This window comes from Mesobacterium hydrothermale (assembly GCF_035818635.1).
Taxonomy (GTDB): Bacteria; Pseudomonadota; Alphaproteobacteria; order Rhodobacterales; family Rhodobacteraceae; genus Mesobacterium_A; species Mesobacterium_A hydrothermale.
Genome location: NZ_JAYLLH010000007.1, coordinates 41,349 through 62,998, shown reverse-complemented (window position 1 = coordinate 62,998; position 21,650 = coordinate 41,349). Strand labels below are relative to the sequence as shown.

Here is a 21,650-nt window from a genome sequence, read left to right as displayed (position 1 = left end):
TCGGTCCTTTCCGCGCGCCCTCAGCGCAGTCGTTCGATCTTGTAATAGTCATAGACGTCTTCTGTCCCGTCGTAAGACGAGGCGGCGAAATAAGCCAGTTCCAGCGCGGGCAGGTAGTGCAACACGTCAAGCAGCGTTTGGTTGTCCGGCCCATAGCGGATCTCGATCGGGATCATGTCATAGCTACAGGCGCCCATGGTCACCACAGTCTTCGCCCCGAAACTGTAGCTCTGAATCTCGTTTCGCAGTTCCCCGGCTTCCAGGATGACGACTTCTGCCGACCAGCGACCGTTTGGCACGGGAACCGGCATCTCGGTCGGCTTCATCGAGAAACCGTAGGTCGTGCGCGTGTCCATCGCGGGGCTTCCGTCCAGCAGATCGACAAGTTCCAGAAGATAGGTCCCTTGCCCCAGCATGCTGCGCACGACAAAACCGTCGGTTGCGGTATAGATCGATTCAACCACGCCCGGCGCGACGCTGCGGTAACTGTCGGTGTCGCCCCCCACGATCGAGAACAGCACCCCCTGCGGCATGTCCGCAACGGTCGGACAGTCGGCTGCAAGCGCCGGTGATGCCAACATGCCGGCAGTAAGGAAAGAAGCAACACGCATTGTTGGGCTCCCGATGATGACCGCGTTCAAAGGACCATAACACCGACGGCTGCCAAAGTGACAAGAGACAGCGCCAAGCGGGCTTTGCCAACGTCGCGGTTTGTGAAAGCCGGCGCGGCCCGCGCCGTCTTAGAACAGGAAATACCGTTGCGCCATCGGCAGCACCTCGGCCGGTTGGCAGGTCAGCAATTCTCCGTCGGCGCGCACCTCGTAGGTTTCGGGGTTCACTTCGACATGGGGCATGGCGTCGTTCAGGATCAGGTCCGTCTTGCCGATGCCCCGGGTGTTTTTCACCGCGACGGTCTCCTTGGCCAACCCAAGGTTGGCGCGGACGCCTTCGGCCTGTGCCGCCTCGGACACGAAGATCACGGCGGAATTTTCGACCGCGCGGCCATAAGCGCCGAACATCGGGCGGGTATAGACCGGTTGCGGCGTCGGGATCGACGCGTTCGGGTCGCCCATCTGCGCCATGGCGATCATGCCGCCGATCAGCACCATTTCCGGCTTCACGCCGAAGAACGCCGGGTTCCACAGCACCAGGTCGGCGCGCTTGCCCACCGCGATACTGCCGATCTCGTGGCTCAGCCCATGGGCGATGGCGGGGTTGATCGTGTATTTCGCGACATAGCGGCGGACGCGGTAATTGTCGTTCTCGCCGGTTTCCTCGGGCAGGCGCCCGCGCTGCTTCTTCATCTTGTCGGCGGTTTGCCAGGTGCGGATGATAACCTCGCCCACCCGGCCCATGGCCTGGCTGTCCGACGCGATGATCGAAAACGCGCCCATGTCGTGCAGGATGTCCTCGGCCGCGATGGTTTCGCGGCGGATGCGGCTTTCGGCAAAGGCCACGTCCTCGGGGATGGACTTGTCAAGGTGGTGACAGACCATCAGCATGTCCAGGTGCTCTTCCAGCGTGTTCACGGTGAAGGGGCGCGTGGGGTTGGTCGAGGACGGCAGGACGAAGGATTCCCCGCAGATCTTGATGATGTCGGGGGCGTGACCACCCCCCGCGCCTTCGGTGTGGAAAGCATGGATCGTGCGGCCTTTCATGGCCGCCACGGTGTTTTCCACAAAGCCGGATTCGTTCAGCGTGTCGGTGTGGATCATCACCTGCACGTCCATGTCATCGGCCACGGAAAGGCAGCAGTCGATCGCAGCGGGTGTGGTGCCCCAGTCCTCGTGCAGTTTCAGGCTGCAGGCGCCCGCTTTGACCTGTTCGACCAGCGCGGCAGGCAGCGACGCGTTGCCCTTGCCGGCAAAGGCCAGGTTCATCGGAAAGGCATCGGCTGCCTGCAACATGCGCCCGATGTGCCAGGGTCCAGGGGTGCAGGTGGTGGCCAGCGTGCCATGTGCCGGGCCGGTGCCGCCGCCCAGCATGGTGGTCAGGCCCGAATGCAGCGCATCCTCGATCTGCTGCGGACAGATATAGTGGATGTGGCTGTCAAAGCCCCCCGCGGTCAGGATCTTGCCCTCGCCCGCGATGGCCTCGGTTCCCGGGCCGACGATGATGTCGACGCCGGGCTGGGTGTCAGGGTTGCCCGCCTTGCCGATGGCCACGATGCGCCCGTCCTTCAGACCCACGTCGGCCTTCAGAATGCCGCTGTGATCAACGATCAGCGCATTGGTGATGACGGTATCCACTGCGCCTTCGGCCCGGGTCGCCTGAGACTGGCCCATGCCGTCGCGGATCACCTTGCCGCCGCCGAACTTGACCTCTTCGCCATAGGTGGTGAGGTCGCGCTCGACCTCGATGATCAGGTCGGTATCGGCCAGCCGCAGCTTGTCGCCCACGGTGGGGCCGAACATGGCGGCATAGTCGGCGCGAGAAATCCTTGCGGGCATGGTCAGTCCTGTTCGTAGGTGGATACGCTGTCGATCGTGTTGTCCACGACCATCAGCGTATCGGTAAAATAGATTTCCGGCGTCGCGCCCATACGTTCGGCAAACCCCTTCTGGAAATCGGGATTGAGCAACGCCTGGGCAGAGGCAAGGCTGTCGAACTGGTAAAAGCTGGTGCCTTGCCCCGTGGTTTCATCATAGCAATAGGTCTTGCGCAAAAGCCCCGGCGCGCTGCGATAGACATCGACGGTCTTGCCGAAGCGTTCCAGCAGCTCTGCCCGGGGCATCGGACCGGGCAAGGTATAGGTGACGACCGCGCCGATCATGCCTTGACCTCCGGCGCCTTGAAAACCGCGTCTACGGGCACCTGCATGGCGTTCGCCAGCGCGTTGGTCTGGCTGGCCATGCCGATGACCGCCAGCAATTCGCCATACATCGCATCCGTCATCCCCTTGGCCCGCGCGCTGGCAGTGTGGGAATGCGAACAGTATTCGCAGGAATTGGCCGCCGAGACCGCCAGATAGATCATTTCCTTGGTCAGCGGGTCCAGCGCACCGGGCCCCATGATCACCTTTAGCCGCGCCCATGTCGCCGCAAGCGTGGCGGGGTCACAGGCCAGCGCGCGCCAGAAATTGTTGATGAAATCCGTGCCGCGCGTGGCGCGGATGTCATCGAAAACGGCCCGAACCTCGGGCGAGGCATCAGTGTCGCTGACTAGGGTGACCGTGGCCATGACGTCTTAATCCTTTGACAGTTTTTCCGGCATCGCGGGCGGCTTCGACGGTGTGCGACGGGCGCGGGTCGGGGCCGGTTGCGCGGTGCTGATCGCCGGTTTGCGCGGCGCAGCGGCCTTGGGCTTGGCGGCGGGTTTCGTGGCCGCTTTGCGCACAGGCCTGCGCGCCGGTGCGGGCTTTTCGGGGCGCACACCGTCAGGATGGGCCAGCCCAAGGAAAACACGCTGTTGGTGCAGCGCGGCCTGGGCCACAACGTCGGCCACATGCAGGTGGTTGACCCAGACCTGTCCGGCCACACGCATCCACACGGTTCCAAGGTCAATCGGTAAGGTCATCGGCAACATCGGCGGTCTCCTTTTCCGGGTCAGTTGATCATGCCGTAAAAGATTTTGAGGTCTTCGGTGCGTGCGCGGGTCAAGCGCTCCATGCAGAACATGACCACCTGGGGGTGCATGGACCCGCCGCGTACGCTCAGGGCTTCTGCCTCGCAGGCCTTGTCGCGGAAACTGATCCAGGCGCGCTGCGCGTCGCGCAGGGTGGTCTCGGCGGGCACGTCGCCGGCTTCCAGATATTGGTCCATCTGACGCGCCGCAGCGACGGCCTGTTGCCATGTCGCATTCAGTTCGGCGTCGGCGGTTTTGAAGTCCCGACCTGCACAGATCGTCATCCCGGATTGCGTCATCGGACTGGCACAATCGATCTGTTGCGCCCCGACCGGGAACGCCGAAAACAGCGCCAACAAGATCAAGCTTCGGTCCATGTTCCCCGCCGCACGATCAAAGTGCGCCCATCACCTGTTGGTTAAATCCATAGATCTTCCGGTTGCCGCCGATATCGATCAGGGTCACCTCGCGCCGCTGGCCGGGTTCAAACCGCACGGCAGTGCCCGACGCAATGTCCAGCCGCTTGCCGCGCGCCACGTCACGGTCGAACTCCAGCGCCGGGTTGGTTTCGGCAAAGTGATAGTGGCTGCCGACCTGAACAGGACGGTCGCCGGTATTGGCGACCATCAGCGTAAGTGTCTCGCGCCCGACGTTCAGGGTCAGGTCGCCTTCGGCTGGAAAGACCTCTCCGGGGATCATTTCCGACATCTCTCAGCCCGCAACGGCCAGGAGTGCACCAAAGGCAGCAACGCCGGCACCGGCAGTACGCAGCGCAAGACCGGGCGCAACCCGCGTCAGCACAAGGCCAAGCCCGACCCCGGCCAGATGCAAGGCCGCCGTCGCCGCGACAAAACCGCCGAGAAAGCCCAAAGCGCCCGCACCGCCCAATTCAGCCCCGTGCGCAAACCCGTGAAACAGGCCGAAACCCGCCACCAGCGCGGCACCGGCGACCGCGCTTAGCCGCACCGACAGGGCCACCAGAACGCCCAGCGCCATGATCGACGCGAGGATCGCGGGCTCGACCAGCGGTAGGGCGCTGCCGAACAGTGCCAGACCGAAACCAACGGCCATTGCCGCGACAAAAGCCGCGGGCAGCGCCAGCATGGAACGACCGCCCATAACCGCCGCCCAAAGGCCGACACAGACCATCGCAGCCAGGTGATCCGCGCCCATCAGCGGGTGGGTCATACCGGCCGCAAGAGACCCGTGCGTTGCCGGATCGACATGGGCCAGTGCAGGACCTGCCGTCAGAACGGTGGGAAGAAGTGCGAATGACAGCTTTTTCATCGTGCTCTTGTCCTTCTATTGAAACAAATGCCGGGCAACGCCCGGTCAGCGGATCGGGTTGTGCACGGTCACCAGCTTGGTGCCGTCGGGGAAGGTAGCCTCGACCTGAACCTCGTGGATCATCTCGGGCACGCCTTCCATGCATTGCGAACGGGTCACGACCTGCGCGCCCGCTTCCATCATGTCGGCCACGGAACGGCCATCGCGCGCGCCTTCGACCACGGCATCGGTGATCAGGGCGATCGCCTCGGGGTGGTTCAGCTTTACGCCGCGCGCCAGGCGCTTGCGCGCCACCTCGGCAGCCATCGAAATCAGCAGCTTGTCTTTTTCTCTTGGGGTCAGTTGCATGCGGTCAGATCATCCAGGGTCTTGGCAGGTCCGTGGCGGAAAGCGCCACCAGCAGCGGAACAAGCACGCCCCGCAGACTGAGGGTATCGTGGGCCAGAAGCCGGACGAATACCAGATCATTTGTGATGGCACTTGCACCACCGGTTTCCGGAAGCATGTCGCGGATCGCGGGAACGTGGCGTGCGGCATCCGGCGCGGACAAAAGCACCGATGCCATTGCCATCGCCCCTTGCGCCACCGCCAACCGCTGCAACTGCCCATCGGCGTCGCCGTCCAGCCGCAGCCTGTCGGCAAAGGCAAGCTGGCCATCAACAACAAGATCCAGCCGATCGCGCAGGAAGACCTTGTTCACCCGTTCGCCCATCGCCAGTCGACCAAAGGCCAGCGTTTCGCAGGCCAGAACGCGCGCATCCCCTGCCGCCTCGATCCGCAAGCTGCGGTCCAGCGCGGCGCCGTCGAACAGGATGGTTTCTTGCGGCAGCCAGTGAAGTTGCGCCCTGGACGCGACCCGTAACGTGCTGCGGACATGGCCGGGGGCACCGGGCTGGGCGCGATATATACGTTCGGCGGCCTGAGTGGTGACGGTCAGGTGCGCCCCGGCCTCTGCCTCTGCCGCGATTTCGAACCGGTCGCCACCGGTGATCCCGCCCGCCGTGTTCAGCAACACCGCCTGCAAAGCGCCGCCCGAGGTGCGCGGAAACAACAGCTTGAGCGAGCCTGACATGTGAAGCTGGGAAATCGACGTAGACGTCCCCCGAGGGCCGGCCGAGACCCGAACCCGTCCCACCGCGCGCGGCTGGGAGGAGGAGAAAGCGCCATGTTCAGCGGGTATGGAGCTCGAGTCCAGAATTGCCTTGCCCTCGGAAGTCGTGAGATCAGATGACGCCACCCCGCCGGACGAGGCAAGAGCGCGGCGGGTCGAGGCCACCCGCGCGCCGGAAGGACCGCCCGCAATTCGCGCAACCTCCGCCGTCTTGCCTGCTTTTTCATCACTCAAGAGATCACCTCCGGCCTTGTCCCCGTCTTTGGGCGGCATTCTGCACGCCACCAACCGCAGGACAAGATCGCAACCGGGTGTCTTTCCCACCGCGCCGGGCTGTTATAGCGTTGCGCAAAACAATCGGCGCAGGGTGACGATGATCGCGGACGTGACAGAAAAACCAACCGGCTTTCCGACGCTTCGGCGGATGGGCGTGGCCGGTGTGCTGGTCAGTTTCGGCGATCACTTGTCGGAACCGGCAAACCGCGCGGCCCTGGCCTTTCGCGCCGCGATCGAGGCCGAAGGCTGGGACGGGGTCGAGGAAACCTCGACCTCGCTGGTGTCGGCCTTCGTCCGTTTCGATCCGTTGCACTTGCCCCACGCCACTCTGGAATCGCGGCTGTCCGATCTGCTGACGTCGCAGGATTGGTACGCGGCCCCCCTGCCCGAAGGTCGCCGTCTGTTTCGCGTGCCCACCGTCTATGGCACCGATCTGGCCCCACAACTGGCCGAGGCCGCGGCCGAGGCCGGGCTGAGCGTGCAGGACGCCATCGCGTCGCTTTCCACCGTGCGCGTGCGGGTGCAGACCATCGGCTTTGCCCCCGGTCAGCCCTATCTGGGCCCCCTGCCCGAAGCCTGGGACATCCCCCGCCAGACCGCGCTGACCCCCCGCGTCCCCGAGGGCGCGCTGGTCGTGGCAATCCGCCAGTTCGTGCTGTTTTCCGTCAGCACGCCCACCGGCTGGCGTCACGTCGGCCAGACCGCCTTTCGCCTGTTCCGCCCCGAAAGCGACACGCCCTTCCTGCTGCGCCCGGGGGACGAGGTCATCTTTCCGCAAGTCGCGCCAGAAGAGTTTCAGAACATGCGCAACGATGCCGATGGCGGCGCCACGTGGGAGGCAATTGGATGAGCCTGACCGTCCTTGCCTGCGGCCCCGGCACCACGGTGCAGGATATGGGCCGCCCCGGCGCGCTGGAATTCGGCCTGTCGCGCGGTGGCGCCGCCGACCGGCTGGCGCTGGCCGAAGGGGCTGCGCTGGTCGGCAACCCGCCGGACTGCGCGGCGCTCGAACTGGTGCTGGCCGGCGGGCGGTTCCGGGCGGAAACCGACCTGCGCCTGGCCCTGACCGGGGCCAGCATGCCCCTGTCCGTCGATGGCGCCGCGGTCCCTGCCTACACCAGCTTTGCCCTGCGCAAGGGCGCGGTGCTCGACATCGGCGCCGCCCGCGCCGGGGTTTATGGCTACCTGCATGTCGCGGGCGGCATCGTCACGCCCGAACGCCTTGGCAGCCGGTCCGCCCACCTGCCCGCCGGTCTGGGCAAGGCGCTGGCCGCGGGCGACACCCTGCCCACCGGTCCCGCGCCCAACGGCGACACCGACCTGACGCTGACGCCCGAGCCACGCCTGTCAGGCGGCGAAATCCGCGTGGTCGAAAGCGCACAAAGCCGCCATTTCGCCGATCAGCTCGACCGGTTCCAGGCGACGGAATTCACCCGCGACGCCCACGGCAACCGCATGGGCGTGCGCATGGCCTCGGACGGCCCCGGTTTTGCCGCGCAGGGGGGCCTGCGCATTCTGTCGGAAATCGTCGTGCCCGGCGATATCCAGATCACCGGCGACGGCACGCCTTTCGTGCTGCTGGCCGATTGCCAAACCACCGGCGGCTATCCCCGGCTGGCCACCGTCATACCCTGCGACCTGCCCCGCATCGCGCAGGCGGCACCCGGCACCAAGCTGCGGTTTCGCGTCGTCACGCTGGACGACGCCTTGCAGGCCGAGGCTGCCTTTGCCCGTCACCTCAAGGCTCTGCCCGGTCAGGTCGCCCCCCGCTTCCGTCACCCCGCCGACATTCCCGACCTGCTGGGCTATCACCTGATCAGCGGCGTCATCACCGGACATGAAGAGGAACACGAATGACCGCCACCGTCGATCTCAACGCCGATATGGGCGAAAGCTATGGCCCCTGGGTCATGGGCAACGACGCCGAGATCCTCAAGATCGTGACCTCGGCCAACATCGCCTGCGGCTTTCACGCCGGCGATCCGGACGTGATGGCAAAGACGATGCAAATGGCCCATGACAGCGGCACCGGCATCGGCGCGCACCCGGGGTTCGCCGACCTGCAGGGCTTCGGACGTCGCCGCATGTCCCTGCCCAAAGACACGCTGGCCAATATGGTCGCCTACCAGGTCGCCGCCGCCACCGGCATGGCCACCGCGCTTGGCACACGGGTCCGTCACCTGAAACTGCACGGCGCGCTGGCCAACATGGCCGCCGAAGATGCGGCCATGGCCCGCACCTGTTACGAGGCTGCCCTGCGCGTCGCCCCCGACCTGATCGTCATGGTGTTGGCGGGCACCGAACAGGAAGAGGCCGCCAAGGCCATGGGCGCCCCCCGCGCCAATGAAATCTTCGCTGACCGCGCCTATAACGACGACGCCACGCTGGTCGACCGGTCGTTGCCGCACGCCATGGTGCACGACCCGGTGATCGCAGGCGCGCGGATGGCCCGGATGGTCGCACGCGGGGCGATCGAAACCCATTCCGGGCAATGGCTGCCGGTGCCCATCGACACGATCTGCCTGCATGGCGACGGGCCAGAGGCGCTGGCCATCGCCCGCGCCGTCAAGGCCCACCTGGCCGAAGCGGGCGTCGCGCTCAAACCCTTCGAGGGCCGCTGACCGTCCAAGTCCTGCCGCTGCGTCTTTTGTTTCACAAATACCTCGAGGGTGTGGGAGCAGCGCTCCCACGCGCTTTCGCGGCAAGTGCCCCGGTCTACGTCCGTTTCGGCTGCGCCAGGTTCAATGCCGTGCGGTGCGTCGCTTGCTTCTCGCCATCGAACTTGCCGCGGAAATAATGCTTCTGCCACCGCGCGCTCCCGTCGGCGGGGTCAGACGTCTTGAGCTTGTCGTTGAACTCCAGCCGCGACTTTGAATACGCCTCGAACCCGGCTTGAAGCTCTGGGGTTTCCTCGATCGACCGGACCTCCATCTCATAGCTTTCGATCTCGTCCAGCCGCACCGGGAAAATCATGCAGTAGGGCTCGTCTTTCTCGAATTCGATCCAGGTGTCCGGCTCCATCGCCTGCCAGTTCATCGTGAAGGTGAATTGCAGCCAGTCGGTCTCGATGATCCCCGACATCGGGTAAATCCCGGCCTTCGGTCGGTTGATCGGCCCGGTGCAGAAGGTCGACACCCCCTCGGGTGTGGTGATCACCGCCGGGATGTGGAAGGTCAGGATGCCAGAGCCGAAATGCGAAACCGCGGGGGGGTCCTGCGGGTTTTCATACTCGAACTCGAACGCGCTTTGCTCCGCCCCGCCATTCCAGCGGCAACGAAACCCCGACGGGGTCAGAATGTGCCAGCCATGCGCATTGGCGATGTTCAGCGGCAGGCAGCGATAGGCAAAGCGATACGGCGTTGCCTCCATCCAGTCGCGGCGCACCGCGGCCGGTTCGATCTTCACATCGCGCCGGGGCAAGGTATTGATGGTAATCAGGTTTGACATGGAACCGCTCGCTCACTGAGTGCTTTTTTGCGGTACTGTCATCCGGCCCTTCCCCATCGTCAAGCAGCCTGCGCCGAAAACGGTCCGGGCTGGGTCAAACCTGCATCAATCCGGGGATCGATCAGGTATTGAACAGGAAATGCAGCACGTCACCGTCCTGCACGACATAGCTCTTGCCCTCGGCGCGCATCTTGCCCGCCTCCTTGGCGCCCGCTTCGCCCTTGCACGCGATGTAGTCGTCAAACGCGATGGTTTCCGCCCGGATAAAGCCCTTCTCGAAATCGCCGTGGATCACGCCCGCCGCCTGCGGTGCGCCGGTGCCCTGGCGGATCGTCCAGGCGCGCGCCTCTTTCGGGCCGACAGTGAAATAGGTCTGAAGGTTCAACAGGGCATAGCCCGCGCGGATCAACCGGTCGAGCCCGGCCTCCTGCAGCCCCAACTCGCTCAGGAACATCTCGGCTTCGTCGGGCTCCAACTGGCTGATTTCTTCCTCGATCTTGGCCGAGATCACCACATGCGCATTGCCCTGCGCGGCGGCCATTTTCGCCACGGCCTCGGAATGGGCGTTGCCGGTTGCGGCTTCGTCCTCGGATACGTTACAGACGTAAAGAACCGGCTTGGTGGTCAGCAGTTGCAGCATCTTCCAGGCCTTGGCGTCATCATCGCCCACCTCGACCACGCGCGCGGGCCGGCCCTCTTCCAGAACGGTCTTCGCAGCCTCCAGCAAGCGCTGTTGCTGCACCGCCTCCTTGTCGCCGCCGCGCACCTTGCGCACGATGTTGGCCAGGCGTTTCTCGATCGATTCCAGGTCGGCCAGCATCAGCTCGGTCTCGATCGTTTCGGCATCGGCCACGGGGTCGACATGGCCTTCCACATGGGTCACATCGCCGTCCTCGAAACAGCGCAGGACGTGGGCGATGGCGTCGGTTTCCCGGATATTGGCCAGGAATTGATTGCCAAGGCCTTCGCCCTTGCTCGCGCCCTTCACCAGGCCGGCGATGTCGACAAAGGTCATCCGCGTCGGAATGATCTGTTTCGAGCCGGCAATCGCCGCCAGCTGATCCAGCCGCGCGTCGGGCACTGCCACGTCGCCGACGTTGGGTTCGATGGTGCAGAACGGGAAATTCGCCGCCTGCGCCGCTGCCGTCTTGGTCAGCGCGTTGAACAGCGTCGACTTGCCAACATTGGGCAGCCCCACGATCCCGACCTTGAAACCCATCTCATCCTCCAGCGGAAAAACCTCGGGCGTCCTCTAATGCGCCGCGCGCGACAGCGCAAGCCGTGCTATCCTGCGCTTATGCAGCAGGAGTATCGCAATGCAAGTCACCCCGTATCTGTTCTTTCCCGGCACCTGCGAAGAGGCGGTCAGCTTTTATGCCGAAACCCTCGGCCTGCCGAAACCACGGTTTTTCTATTTCGAAGCGATGCCACCAGAAGAGCAGGCCAGGATGCCCGGCGTTTCACCCAAATCCGTGATGAACTGCGCGCTCGACTACCAGGGCCAGATGCTCTTTCTTGCCTCGGACGACACGACACCCGCACCGGCCGCCATGGCCGGGTGTTCGATCCATCTCGCGCTCGACGCTGTGGATGACGCACATCGCGTCTTTGCCACCTTTGCCAGCGGCGGAGAAATCGGGATGCCGATGGCGGAAACCTTCTGGACCCCGGCATTCGGCACCGTCAAGGACCGCTTTGGCATCCGCTGGATGGTCTCGGTCACGGACAGCTGACCTGTGGCTTTCATCTTTCCCGAAATACTCTCGGGGGAGCACGAGGGGGCGGACAGCCCCCTCGCGCCGTCGCCCGCCACATACGCGGCCGTGGACCATTGATTTTTCCCGTCCCATGCGACAAACCCCGGTGAACGCCGCCAGAAGGACACCGGGAATGACTCGCATTGACGCCAAATTCGCACGCCTCAAGGCAGAAGGCAAAAAAGCCTTTGTCTCTTATGTCATGGCTGGCGATCCGGATTTCGACACCTCACTCGAACTGGTCAAGGGCCTGCCCGCCGCCGGGGTCGACGTGATCGAACTCGGCCTGCCGTTCACCGATCCGATGGCCGATGGCCCGACAATCCAGTTGGCCGGGCAGCGCGCGCTCGACCGCGGCATGACCCTCGACCGCACGCTTGACCTTGTCCGCGCGTTCCGCGAAGCCGACACGGAAACGCCGATCGTCCTGATGGGCTATTACAACCCGATCTATTCCCGCACGGTGCCAAAATTCCTTGAACAGGCCAAAGCGGCCGGGATCGACGGTTTGATCGTGGTCGACCTGCCGCCCGAGGAAGACGAAGAACTGTGCATTCCCGCGCAAGCGGCCGGTTTGAATTTCATCCGCCTGGCGACGCCCACCACCGATGACAAACGCCTGCCCAAGGTTCTGCAAAATACCTCTGGCTTTGTCTATTATGTCTCGATCACCGGGATCACCGGCGCGGCCGAGGCGCAGGCCACCGATGTCGGCCCCGAAGTCGCGCGGATCAAGGCGCAGACCGATCTGCCGGTGATCGTGGGATTTGGCATCCGCACCCCCGAGGCGGCTGAAACCATTGCCAGCGTGGCCGATGGCTGCGTGGTGGGCTCTGCCATTGTGGGCGAACTGGCCAGCGGAAAATCGGTTTCAGAGGTGCTGGCCTTCGTCAAAGGGCTGGCCGATGGCGCCCACCGAGCCTGAGCAAACCCGCACTGAAACCGAAAAAGACACCCCCGCGGCGCACGCCCCGGGGGTGTCTTTTTGTCCTGTGTCTCGGTCAGCGGGGGATTAGAGCCCCGTGTCTTCGTCCAGTCCAAGCATGACGTTGAGGTTCTGCACGGCAGCCCCGGACGCGCCCTTGCCAAGGTTGTCCAGCACCGCCACCAGCACCGCCGCCCCGCTGTCGCGGTTTCCATGCACCGAAAGGTGCAGGTTGTTGGTGCCATTCAAACGTTCCGGGTTCACCCGGGGTTCGTGCGTGGTGGCCTCCACCACCGACACGAAGCGGGCGCCGTCATAGTGGGCACGCAGTGCCGCCTCGGCCTTTTCCAGACCTTCGGCACCCAGACCGGGCAGATGCAGCGCCAGCGCCATGCCCTGGGCATAGTGGCCAACCGACGGGACAAAAACCGGCGCGGCGGTCAAAAGACCATGCCTGGCGATCTCGGGCAGGTGTTTGTGGCCCTGCCCCGCGCCATAGAGGAACGAGCCAGAGGTTTCGCCACTTTCGTATTCCGCGATCATCGCCTTGCCACCGCCGGTGTAGCCCGAGACGCCGGAAATCGCCGGGGCGCTGTCGGGCGCGATTATGCCGGCTTCGACCAGCGGACGGATCAGGGCAATGGCGCAGGTCGACCAGCAGCCGGGGTTCGAGACCCGTTCCGCACCGGCAATCGCCGCGCGCTGCCCCGTTGCCATCTCCGGAAAGCCGAAAACCCAGTTCGGATCGACCCTGTGCGCGGTCGAGGCATCGATCAGCCGGGTGCCGTGCGGCGCGGCCAGCGCCGCGGCCTCTTTCGCAGCCGCATCGGGCAGGCACAGAATGGCAACATCGGCCTCGGCCAGGGCAGCTGCACGCGCGTCGGCGTCTTTTCGGCGTTCGGGATCAATTCGGATCAGCGCAATATCGGCGCGCGGCTCCAGCCGCTCGCGGATTTGCAGGCCCGTTGTCCCAACCTCGCCGTCAATGAACACCTTGTGCGCCATCGCGCCCTCCTTTCGATGTAAGTGGGCGCGGCTTACCACGGTCGATGCGGCTTGCATAGTTGTTCAACAGGGTGTGGGCGTGTGGGAGCGAGGGGCCAGCCCCTCGCGCTCCCCGGGATATTTGCGGCAAGATGATGGAAGGGGTCAGCCCAGGGTCACATCGAGGAACATCATCAGGATCAGCCCGACGATGAACCCCAGCGTGGCGCGGTGCTGGTGCCCGTTGCGATGGGTTTCCGGCACGATTTCGTGGCTGATGATGTAAAGCATGGCGCCCGCCGCGAACGTCAGGCCCCAGGGTAACAGCGCCGCACTCACCGACACCGCGACCACGCCCAGAAGCGCGCCCACGGGTTCCACAAGCCCGGTCAGCGCGGTGTAGAACAACGCCTTGCGCCGGGAATAGCCCAGGCCCACAAGCGCCACAGCGACCGCCAGCCCCTCCGGGATGTCTTGCAAGGAAATGCCGGTCATCACTGACAAGCCGTTGGATTTGTCGACGCCGAAGGCGACACCGATCGACAGCCCCTCGGGGAAGTTGTGGATCGAGATTGCGAAGACAAACAGCCAGATCCGCGCCACAGTGGCGCCGTCGGCACCGCCTTCCGGCCCGGTCTTGAAATGTTCATGCGGGATCGCGCGGTTCAGCCAGGCCACGAAACCCGCCCCCGAGGCGATGCCGACCGAGGCGACAGCGGCCGCGATCCAGACCGAACCAAACTGCTCTTCGGCCACGTCGATCCCCGGCAGGATCAATGAAAAATAAGAGGCCGACAGCATCACGCCAGCTGCAAATCCCAGCATGGTGTCTGAGGTTGCCTGCGACATCTTGCGACCGACCAGCGCCGGGACCGCACCGGCGGTCGTGGCAATCGCCGCGATCATGCCGCCCATAACGCCCAAAAAAATCTCGTGCATTGCTGTCCTCGGCTTTGTTGCCGCCCGTTGTGGGCGCACAAGGGCGGAATGACAAGGGGCCGAGATTGCACCTGCCGCGCAATAGCGGTAAGGAAACCTGACCAGTTCGGCCTGGAAAAGGACTCAGCCATGCCCGTCATCACGGAAATCGAAGACCTCAAGCGCATCTATCGCCGCCGCGTCCCCAAGATGTTTTACGACTATTGCGAGTCGGGCAGTTGGACGGAACAGACCTTCCGCGAGAACACAAGCGACTTCGACAAGCTGTACCTGCGCCAGCGCGTGGCCATCGATATGGCCGATCGGACAACGAAATCGCAGATGATCGGGCAGGATGTGTCGATGCCGGTGGCATTGGCCCCGGTGGGCTTGACCGGCATGCAGCATTTCGACGGAGAGATCAAAGCCGCTCGTGCGGCCGAGAAATTCGGGGTGCCCTTCACCCTGTCAACCATGTCGATCTGCTCGATCGAAGATGTCGCTGAGAACACGTCGAAACCGTTCTGGATGCAGGTCTACACACTGAAGGACGACGACTTCATGCAGCGCCTGTTCGACCGCGCGAAAGACGCGAAATGCTCGGCGGCGGTCATCACCGTAGACCTTCAGATCATGGGGCAGAGGCACAGGGATCTCAAGAACGGTCTGTCCGCCCCGCCCAAGCTGACCCCTCAGTCCATCGCCAACATGATGACCAAGGTGCAATGGGGCCTGGGGATGCTGCAGACCAAGCGGCGGTTCTTCGGCAACATCGTGGGCCATGCGAAAGGCGTGGCCGATCCCGCGTCGCTTTCGTCCTGGACCAGCCAAGCGTTTGACCAGTCGCTGAACTGGGACCGCATCCGTGAATTCCGCAAGATGTGGGACGGCCCGCTGATCATCAAGGGCATCATCGATCCGCGCGATGCGCTGGAGGCATGCAACGTCGGCGCTGATGCCATCGTGGTGTCGAACCACGGCGGGCGCCAGTTGGACGGTGCACTGTCCGCGATCCGCGCCCTCCCCGCGATCATGGACGCCGTGGGCGACAAGATCGAGGTTCATCTGGACAGCGGCATCCGGTCGGGCCAGGACGTGCTGAAAGCCATCGCCCTGGGCGCAAAGGGCACCTACATCGGTCGCGCTTTTGTCTATGGTCTTGGCGCTATGGGCGAGGCCGGCGTGACCAGGGCGCTGGAAGTGATCCACAAGGAAATGGACCTGTCGATGGCGTTCTGCGGCCACCGCGACATCACGACTGTCAACAGCGACATCCTGATGATCCCCAAGGACTTTCCAGGGGAATGGCTGTAATTTTTTTTGAGTATTTTCAGAAAGATGAAAGGGAATTCAGACACTTTTCCCTTTCATCTTTCCAGCAAATACTCAAATCCCCTGGCCGCCACCCGGCGCAACTTCATCGAAGACGCGCGGCGCGCGACACCAGCGGCTCGAGGGCCAAAGGCACGAATAGCAGCAGCAGGGCCACAAGGGTAAAGGACATCGGCAGCCCTGCCGCTTCGGCGACCAGCCCCATCAAGGGCGGGCCGATGAAAAAGCCGGAAAATCCAACCATCGACAGACGGGAAATCGCGCGGGTCCGGTGCTCTGCCGGGACCTGACGACCGACCCAAGCGAACGCCGTCGGCGCGATGACCGAAACGCCCAAACCCAAGAGGGCAAACCCGGCATAGGCCACCGGCAGCACCGGGGCCCAGGCGGCCACCAGCGCCCCGACGGCTGTCAGCAGCGCCGCCCAACGGATCAGCAGCGCCTCTGACAGGCGGGCGGCCACCATCTGGCCAGAGAGCCGGCCGATCCCCATCGTAAGGCCCAGAACCGCCGGGCCAAGCGCGCCCTCGGCGGCGCCGGCACCAAGTCCGCGCTCAAGATGCAGCGCGGACCAGCCTTCGGTCGCCTGCTCCGACAGGAACGCGATCAGGATAATCAGCCCCCCTGGCAGCAAAAGCCCCCAGCCCGGCGCCCTGCCGGCTGTGTCCGGGGACGACGCCACCAGATCGCGGGCCTGCGCCATCACTACGGTCAGCGCCAACGTGAGCGCCCCCATCACGGCGAATACCGTCAGCGGGGCAATACCCGCTTCCCGCATCAGCCCAGCGGCAATGGCTGCAAACGTATACGCAAAGGAGAAGATGGCGTGGTTCAGATTCATCAACGGACGGTTGGTTTCTGCCTCCAGCAGGCTGACGCGGGCGTTCATCACCACATCCAGCGTGCCAGACATGATCGAAGCCGCCAGCATCGCCAGCGCGAACCCCACGCCCCCCGTCGCCAGGCCGGGCGCCAGAAATGAGGCCGCCAGCAGCACCGCGAGAACCGGCATCGCCCTGCGGCGCAGGCGCGCCTCGACCCGCGGGGCCAGCGCCATGGCGGCCATTGCGCCGCACGATGCCACCAGCAGCGCCAGGCCGAATTCCCCGTCAGACAGCCCGGCCCGCGCTTTCAGAACCGGCACCAAGGCGGCAAAGCTGCCCCAGAACAGCCCGATCGTGGCGAAGGCGCTTGCCGGGGCGCGGCAGGCACGGATGTCTTTCAGTGCAATCATACAGGCGAAGTGGCACGAGGGCTCCGGGCTTTCCAGTCCCAAACCGGCCAAAGGGGATCTTTTGCCTTGTGAATCGTCGCGATCCGGTCTATCGCGCAGCCTTCAACCACGGGGTGACAGCCTTGGAGGCACCCCATAGCTATGGAGACTACGATATGGCCGGAGAGATCCCTGATCTGATCTGCCAGGAACGTGCGGGGACGGGCAAGGGCGCCGCTCGCGCAGCGCGTCGCGCTGGTATGGTTCCTGGCGTTGTTTTCGGCGGCGAAGCAGAGCCGCTGGCAATCCAGATCCCGTTCAATGAACTGCTCAAGAAGCTGAAGGCAGGTCGCTTCAAGTCGACCCTGTTCAACCTGAAGGTCGACGGCCACGACGATGTTCGCGTGATCTGCCGCGACGTTCAACGCGACGTGGTCAAGGACCTGCCGACCCACTTCGACCTGATGCGCCTGCGCCGTACCTCGAAGATCAACCTGTACATTCCGGTTGAATTCGTGAACGAAGGCGCGGCCCCCGGTCTGAAGCGCGGTGGCGTGCTGACCGTGGTGCGTGCCGAAGTCGAACTGATGGTCACCGCCGGCGATATCCCGGAAAAGATCACCGTCGATCTGTCGGGCAAAGCCATCGGCGATGTCATCCACATCTCTGACGTGGCCCTTCCGGAAGGCGCCAAGCCGACCATCGACCGCGACTTCGTCATCGCGAATATCTCGGCCCCGTCGGGCCTGCGGTCGTCCGATGCTGAAGACGAGGCAGAGGACGCCACCGAAGAGGCATGATCGCCGTCGGATACGGTTTGTGAAACGGGGCCCCGACGCGGGCCCCGTTTTCTTTTGGGTTGCCTGCGCTTGGCCCCTGTCCCGGCCTGCGCTATGTCAGGGCGGACGACAGACAGGAACACGCGATGCAGATCTTCGTGGGGCTGGGCAATCCCGGCGCAAAATACGCAGGCAACCGGCACAACATCGGGTTCATGGCGCTGGACCGCATCGCCGGGGATCACGGCTTTGGACCTTGGAAATCCAAGTTCCAGGGCCAGATCGCCGAGGGACGCCTTGGGTCCGAAAAGGTCTTGCTGCTCAAGCCTGAAACCTTCATGAACCTGTCCGGCCAGTCGGTGGGCGACGCCATGCGGTTCTACAAGCTGGAGCCCGGCGACATCACTGTTTTCCACGATGAACTGGATCTTGCCCCGGGCAAGTGCCGCGCCAAGACTGGTGGCGGTCATGCCGGGCACAACGGCTTGCGTTCGATCCACGGCCACATCGGCGATGCCTATCACCGTATCCGGCTGGGGATCGGCCATCCCGGGCGCAAGGAACTAGTTGCGCCTTATGTGTTGCACGATTTTTCCAAGGCCGATCAGCAGGACTGGCTGGATGACCTGTTGCGCGGCATCTCGGACGGCGCGGTGGCCTTGGCTCAGGGCGACACCGGCAAGTTCCAGAATGCCGTGGCCCTGCGCGTGAACCCGCCTCGGTCCTCGGACAAGACCCAAGAAAAACCCGTGAAAGCCGCCGCCCCCCCCGCCGCCAAAGCGGAAGCGGACGCGCAGGACACGCGCAGCGCGTTTCAGAAACTGGCCGACAAGTTTCGCTGAAACCCATTGCCGGGCTACGTCCCGCATGGTGAACTGCCCGAAAGGGAGGACACAGAATGCGCCAAGTTCTGAAATGGACCGTTCGGGTCCTGAGTGTGCTGGTCCTGATCGCGGTCGGTCTCGGGGTCTGGAAACGTGACGAGTTGATCCGTCTGAACGCCGTGAACACGCTGTTTGCGGAAGACAAGATCGTTCATAATTTCAGCCATATGGGCGAGCTTTTTCAGTCGGTACCGGTGCCGCGCGGCGATGGTCCGATTTCGGAATTACCGCGCAGCATCGAGATCGCCATGCCGCCAGGCTTTGACGCCTGGCTTGACCGGCGCTCTGTTACGTCACTTGTCGTGCTCAAAGACGGCAACATCGTCTACGAAGACTATTACAAAGGCACGGCGGCTGGGGACAAGCGTATCTCGTGGTCCATGGCCAAGTCCTATTTGTCGGCCCTTTTCGGGGTGATCGTCGCCGAAGGTCATGTGGATGACCTGAATGATCCGGTGGTCAAATATGCCCCCGAACTGAAAGGTGGCGCCTATGACGGCGCCCGCGTCATCGACGTTCTGCAAATGTCATCCGGTGTAACCTTTGACGAGGACTATCTTGATTTCTGGAGTGACATCAACAAGATGGGCCGTGTCCTTGCACTTGGTGGCTCGATGGACAGCTTCGCAGCCGGACTTGACCAAACGTTCCAGGCGCCGGGCACCGGGTTCAAATACGTCTCGATCGATACCCACGTCCTGGGCATGGTGGTGCGCGGCGCAACCGGCCGGTCGATCCCCGATCTGCTGTCGGAAAAGATTATTCAGCCGATGGGGCTGGAGGCCGAACCCTATTATATCACGGATGGGTACGGCGTCGCCTTCGTGCTGGGCGGGCTGAACCTGACAACCCGCGATTACGCCCGGATGGGGCAGATGTTCCTGCAAAAGGGACGGTTCAACGGCCAACAGATCGTACCGGAAGTATGGGCCTTGGAGTCCACCTTGCCCTCGGCCAAGACAGCACCCGGCGAACTGCACTACGGTTATCAATGGTGGATGGCTGCGGACCCGCGCCCGGGGGAGTTCCTGGCTCGCGGGGTCTATGGCCAATTTGTCTATGTCGACCGCGCGTCCGGCACTGTCGTGGCCACCAACGGTGCTGATCGACAATTCAGGGACCAAGGCGCATTCCAGGACGCCCTGGACATGTTCCGCCTGATCGCGGCCACGCAGTAAGGAGCAGCCAGATGGAAAAATACCCTTCGATCAACGTACTGGGCGGTGACCTTGAACTCTGCTCGCAAGCGCCACTGACCGGCTTCTACCGCGACGGGCACTGCAACACCTGCGATCAGGACTACGGCAGTCACACTGTCTGCGCCGTGATGACTGCCGAGTTCCTGGCCTATTCGAAATATGTCGGCAACGACCTCAGCACGCCACGCCCGGAACTCCGCTTTCTCGGCCTCAAACCTGGTGATCGCTGGTGCCTGTGCGCTGCGCGGTTCCTTCAGGCCCATGACGAAGGCTGCGCCCCCAAGGTTAGGCTCGAGGCAACACACCGAAGCGCGCTGGAAATCGTCCCGATGCGGGTGTTAGAACTTTACAGATCCTGACCTTCCTCCAACAGCTCATGAAAAAATGCCGCCCGCACCCCGCTGTGCAGGAGCTTTCAGTTACGACCATTTAACAGGCGTTCTTTACTCAAAACACCAGATATGGCGGCAAAACTGGTTTCATATACACGATCTACCCACAGATTTGTCCACAGTCCACCGACGCCCTAAAAAAAAGCGGCCCGAGGGCCGCCTTTCAGACGCTCTGTCCTTCGGATCAGTCCATCGACCGCCCTTCGGTATCCGACATATCGAACCCCAGGTGTTTCGCGACGGTAAAGATGTCCTTGTCGCCGCGTCCACACAGGTTCATGCAGATGATGTGATCGGCAGGCAGCTCCGGCGCGATCTTCATCACATGGCCCAGCGCATGACTGGGTTCCAGTGCCGGAATGATGCCTTCGGTTTCGCAGCAAAGCTGGAACGCCTCCAGCGCCTCTTTGTCGGTGATCGAAACATATTCGGCGCGGCCGATATCGTGCAGCCAGGCGTGTTCCGGCCCGATCCCGGGATAGTCCAGACCGGCAGAAATGCTGAACCCTTCCAGGATCTGCCCATCCTCATCCTGCAACAGGTAGGTGCGGTTGCCATGCAACACGCCCGGACGCCCGCCGGTCAGACTGGCGCAATGCTCCATCTTCTCGTTCACGCCCTTGCCACCGGCCTCGACCCCGATGATCCGCACCGAGGCGTCATCGAGGAACGGAAAAAACAGCCCCATGGCGTTCGAACCACCGCCAATCGCGGCGATGATGGTGTCGGGCAGGCGGCCCTCGGCCTCCATCATCTGTGCCTTGGCTTCCTTGCCGATGATCGACTGGAAATCGCGCACCATCGCAGGATAGGGATGCGGACCGGCCACCGTGCCGATGCAATAGAACGTATCGCGCACATTGGTCACCCAGTCGCGCAGCGCGTCGTTCATCGCGTCCTTCAGCGTGCCACGGCCCGACGTCACCGGAATCACCTCTGCCCCCAGCAGGCGCATGCGGAACACATTCGGCGCCTGGCGCTGCACGTCATGCGCGCCCATGTAGACCACGCATTTCAACCCGAACTTGGCGCAAACGGTGGCGGTAGCAACACCATGCTGCCCGGCACCGGTTTCCGCGATGATCCGGGTCTTGCCCATGCGTCGCGCCAGGATGATCTGGCCCAGCACGTTGTTGATCTTGTGCGCCCCGGTGTGGTTCAACTCGTCGCGCTTCATGTAGATCTTGGCGCCGCCCAGACGCTCGGTCAGCCGCTCCGCGTAGTACAGCGGCGATGGACGACCGACATAGTGCTTCCACAGGAACTCCATCTCGTCCCAGAAACTCTGATCGGTCTTGGCCCGCTCGTATTCCTCTTCCAGGGACAGGATCAGCGGCATCAGCGTTTCCGATACGAATCGCCCGCCAAAAATGCCGAACCGGCCCTTTTCGTCGGGACCGTTCATGAAGCTGTTGAACAGATCATCGGCCATGGGTGGCTCCTTCAACGTGGTTTCGGCTTTCGTAGCCGGAAGCCCGTGCAGGAGCAAGGACCGCTTGACCGCAATGGCAATGCTTCCTGCCCCTTCCCATCATTTTGCCGAAAATATCCCGGGGGTCCGGGGGCAGAGCCCCCGCGCGCG

The 21,650-nt window shown here is 63.6% G+C and carries 26 protein-coding genes; 10 read left to right on the top strand and 16 right to left on the bottom strand.

Annotated elements, in window-relative coordinates:
• Positions 1-20 precede the first annotated feature (20 nt).
• The 10 genes from VK792_RS06945 to VK792_RS06900 all read right to left on the bottom strand — a co-directional run bounded on the left by VK792_RS06945 (position 21) and on the right by VK792_RS06900 (position 5,986).
• Complete coding sequence (locus VK792_RS06945; RefSeq protein WP_326296675.1) at positions 21-581, bottom strand: hypothetical protein; 561 nt, start codon at positions 579-581, stop codon at positions 21-23.
• Positions 582-740: 159 nt separating this feature from the next.
• Positions 741-2,450 (bottom strand): urease subunit alpha, encoded by a 1,710-nt coding sequence (ureC, locus tag VK792_RS06940; RefSeq protein ID WP_326296674.1) that lies wholly within the window; start codon positions 2,448-2,450, stop codon positions 741-743.
• 2 nt (positions 2,451-2,452) lie between these two features.
• Positions 2,453-2,773: a hypothetical protein gene (locus VK792_RS06935; protein ID WP_326296673.1), complete on the bottom strand. Its 321-nt coding sequence runs from the start codon at positions 2,771-2,773 to the stop codon at positions 2,453-2,455.
• A complete protein-coding gene (locus VK792_RS06930; RefSeq protein ID WP_326296672.1) occupies positions 2,770-3,180 on the bottom strand; it encodes a carboxymuconolactone decarboxylase family protein in 411 nt (136 codons plus the stop codon). The genes VK792_RS06935 and VK792_RS06930 overlap by 4 nt, the downstream gene beginning before the upstream one ends.
• Positions 3,181-3,186: 6 nt before the next feature.
• Positions 3,187-3,525 carry a hypothetical protein gene (locus VK792_RS06925; protein WP_326296671.1) on the bottom strand — a complete coding sequence of 113 codons (339 nt, stop codon included), beginning with the start codon at positions 3,523-3,525 and terminating at the stop codon, positions 3,187-3,189.
• Between the two features lie 20 nt (positions 3,526-3,545).
• The gene (locus VK792_RS06920) at positions 3,546-3,941 is read right to left on the bottom strand and encodes a lysozyme inhibitor LprI family protein (RefSeq protein ID WP_326296669.1); all 396 of its coding nucleotides are present in this window, start codon (positions 3,939-3,941) and stop codon (positions 3,546-3,548) included.
• 16 nt (positions 3,942-3,957) lie between these two features.
• Positions 3,958-4,263 carry an urease subunit beta gene (locus VK792_RS06915; RefSeq protein ID WP_326296787.1) on the bottom strand — a complete coding sequence of 102 codons (306 nt, stop codon included), beginning with the start codon at positions 4,261-4,263 and terminating at the stop codon, positions 3,958-3,960.
• 12 nt (positions 4,264-4,275) lie between these two features.
• Positions 4,276-4,851 (bottom strand): HupE/UreJ family protein, encoded by a 576-nt coding sequence (locus VK792_RS06910; RefSeq protein ID WP_326296668.1) that lies wholly within the window; start codon positions 4,849-4,851, stop codon positions 4,276-4,278.
• A gap of 45 nt (positions 4,852-4,896) precedes the next feature.
• Positions 4,897-5,199, bottom strand: a complete 303-nt coding sequence (locus VK792_RS06905; RefSeq protein WP_326296666.1) for an urease subunit gamma — start codon at positions 5,197-5,199, stop codon at positions 4,897-4,899.
• Between the two features lie 4 nt (positions 5,200-5,203).
• Entirely contained in the window at positions 5,204-5,986 is a 783-nt protein-coding gene (locus tag VK792_RS06900) for an urease accessory protein UreD (RefSeq protein WP_494337872.1), read from the bottom strand.
• A gap of 349 nt (positions 5,987-6,335) precedes the next feature.
• Between VK792_RS06900 and VK792_RS06895 the strand changes: the two genes are divergently transcribed.
• The 3 genes from VK792_RS06895 to VK792_RS06885 are packed head-to-tail and all read left to right on the top strand — an operon-like array spanning position 6,336 to position 8,859.
• Positions 6,336-7,088, top strand: coding sequence for a 5-oxoprolinase subunit B family protein (locus tag VK792_RS06895; RefSeq protein ID WP_326296664.1), 753 nt, complete (start codon positions 6,336-6,338; stop codon positions 7,086-7,088).
• Positions 7,085-8,095 (top strand): 5-oxoprolinase subunit C family protein, encoded by a 1,011-nt coding sequence (locus VK792_RS06890; RefSeq protein WP_326296662.1) that lies wholly within the window; start codon positions 7,085-7,087, stop codon positions 8,093-8,095. The genes VK792_RS06895 and VK792_RS06890 overlap by 4 nt, the downstream gene beginning before the upstream one ends.
• Entirely contained in the window at positions 8,092-8,859 is a 768-nt protein-coding gene (locus VK792_RS06885) for a LamB/YcsF family protein (RefSeq protein WP_326296661.1), read from the top strand. The genes VK792_RS06890 and VK792_RS06885 overlap by 4 nt, the downstream gene beginning before the upstream one ends.
• Before the next feature lie 94 nt (positions 8,860-8,953).
• Here the strand turns inward: VK792_RS06885 and VK792_RS06880 are convergent, their stop codons facing one another.
• A complete protein-coding gene (locus VK792_RS06880) occupies positions 8,954-9,685 on the bottom strand; it encodes a DUF6065 family protein (protein WP_326296660.1) in 732 nt (243 codons plus the stop codon).
• A gap of 121 nt (positions 9,686-9,806) precedes the next feature.
• The gene (gene ychF, locus VK792_RS06875) at positions 9,807-10,904 is read right to left on the bottom strand and encodes a redox-regulated ATPase YchF (RefSeq protein ID WP_326296659.1); all 1,098 of its coding nucleotides are present in this window, start codon (positions 10,902-10,904) and stop codon (positions 9,807-9,809) included.
• A gap of 97 nt (positions 10,905-11,001) precedes the next feature.
• Here ychF and VK792_RS06870 point away from each other — a divergent pair, with 97 nt between their 5' ends.
• Together VK792_RS06870 and trpA are read left to right on the top strand one after the other, a co-directional pair.
• Positions 11,002-11,418, top strand: a complete 417-nt coding sequence (locus tag VK792_RS06870) for a VOC family protein (RefSeq protein WP_326296658.1) — start codon at positions 11,002-11,004, stop codon at positions 11,416-11,418.
• A 157-nt stretch (positions 11,419-11,575) separates the two neighbouring features.
• A complete protein-coding gene (gene trpA / locus VK792_RS06865) occupies positions 11,576-12,367 on the top strand; it encodes a tryptophan synthase subunit alpha (RefSeq protein WP_326296657.1) in 792 nt (263 codons plus the stop codon).
• Between the two features lie 87 nt (positions 12,368-12,454).
• Here trpA and argC read toward each other — a convergent pair whose 3' ends face one another.
• Both argC and VK792_RS06855 read right to left on the bottom strand, forming a co-directional pair.
• The gene (gene argC, locus VK792_RS06860) at positions 12,455-13,372 is read right to left on the bottom strand and encodes an N-acetyl-gamma-glutamyl-phosphate reductase (RefSeq protein ID WP_326296656.1); all 918 of its coding nucleotides are present in this window, start codon (positions 13,370-13,372) and stop codon (positions 12,455-12,457) included.
• Positions 13,373-13,516: 144 nt separating this feature from the next.
• On the bottom strand, positions 13,517-14,290 hold the full coding sequence (locus VK792_RS06855; RefSeq protein ID WP_326296655.1) for a ZIP family metal transporter: 774 nt from the start codon (positions 14,288-14,290) through the stop codon (positions 13,517-13,519).
• A 129-nt stretch (positions 14,291-14,419) separates the two neighbouring features.
• On the opposite strand from VK792_RS06855, the gene VK792_RS06850 reads away from it, so the two are divergent.
• The gene (locus tag VK792_RS06850; RefSeq protein WP_326296654.1) at positions 14,420-15,583 is read left to right on the top strand and encodes an alpha-hydroxy acid oxidase; all 1,164 of its coding nucleotides are present in this window, start codon (positions 14,420-14,422) and stop codon (positions 15,581-15,583) included.
• 103 nt (positions 15,584-15,686) lie between these two features.
• Here the strand turns inward: VK792_RS06850 and VK792_RS06845 are convergent, their stop codons facing one another.
• On the bottom strand, positions 15,687-16,835 hold the full coding sequence (locus tag VK792_RS06845) for an MFS transporter (RefSeq protein WP_326296653.1): 1,149 nt from the start codon (positions 16,833-16,835) through the stop codon (positions 15,687-15,689).
• Between the two features lie 155 nt (positions 16,836-16,990).
• Here VK792_RS06845 and VK792_RS06840 point away from each other — a divergent pair, with 155 nt between their 5' ends.
• The 4 genes from VK792_RS06840 to VK792_RS06825 all read left to right on the top strand — a co-directional run bounded on the left by VK792_RS06840 (position 16,991) and on the right by VK792_RS06825 (position 20,035).
• On the top strand, positions 16,991-17,614 hold the full coding sequence (locus VK792_RS06840; RefSeq protein WP_326296651.1) for a 50S ribosomal protein L25/general stress protein Ctc: 624 nt from the start codon (positions 16,991-16,993) through the stop codon (positions 17,612-17,614).
• Positions 17,615-17,739: 125 nt separating this feature from the next.
• Positions 17,740-18,435, top strand: coding sequence for an aminoacyl-tRNA hydrolase (gene pth / locus VK792_RS06835; protein WP_326296650.1), 696 nt, complete (start codon positions 17,740-17,742; stop codon positions 18,433-18,435).
• Positions 18,436-18,491: 56 nt separating this feature from the next.
• A complete protein-coding gene (locus VK792_RS06830) occupies positions 18,492-19,655 on the top strand; it encodes a serine hydrolase domain-containing protein (RefSeq protein ID WP_326296648.1) in 1,164 nt (387 codons plus the stop codon).
• A gap of 11 nt (positions 19,656-19,666) precedes the next feature.
• Complete coding sequence (locus VK792_RS06825) at positions 19,667-20,035, top strand: DUF2237 family protein (RefSeq protein ID WP_326296647.1); 369 nt, start codon at positions 19,667-19,669, stop codon at positions 20,033-20,035.
• A 217-nt stretch (positions 20,036-20,252) separates the two neighbouring features.
• Here VK792_RS06825 and trpB read toward each other — a convergent pair whose 3' ends face one another.
• Positions 20,253-21,500: a tryptophan synthase subunit beta gene (gene trpB, locus VK792_RS06820; protein ID WP_326296645.1), complete on the bottom strand. Its 1,248-nt coding sequence runs from the start codon at positions 21,498-21,500 to the stop codon at positions 20,253-20,255.
• Between the last annotated feature and the right edge of the window lie 150 nt (positions 21,501-21,650).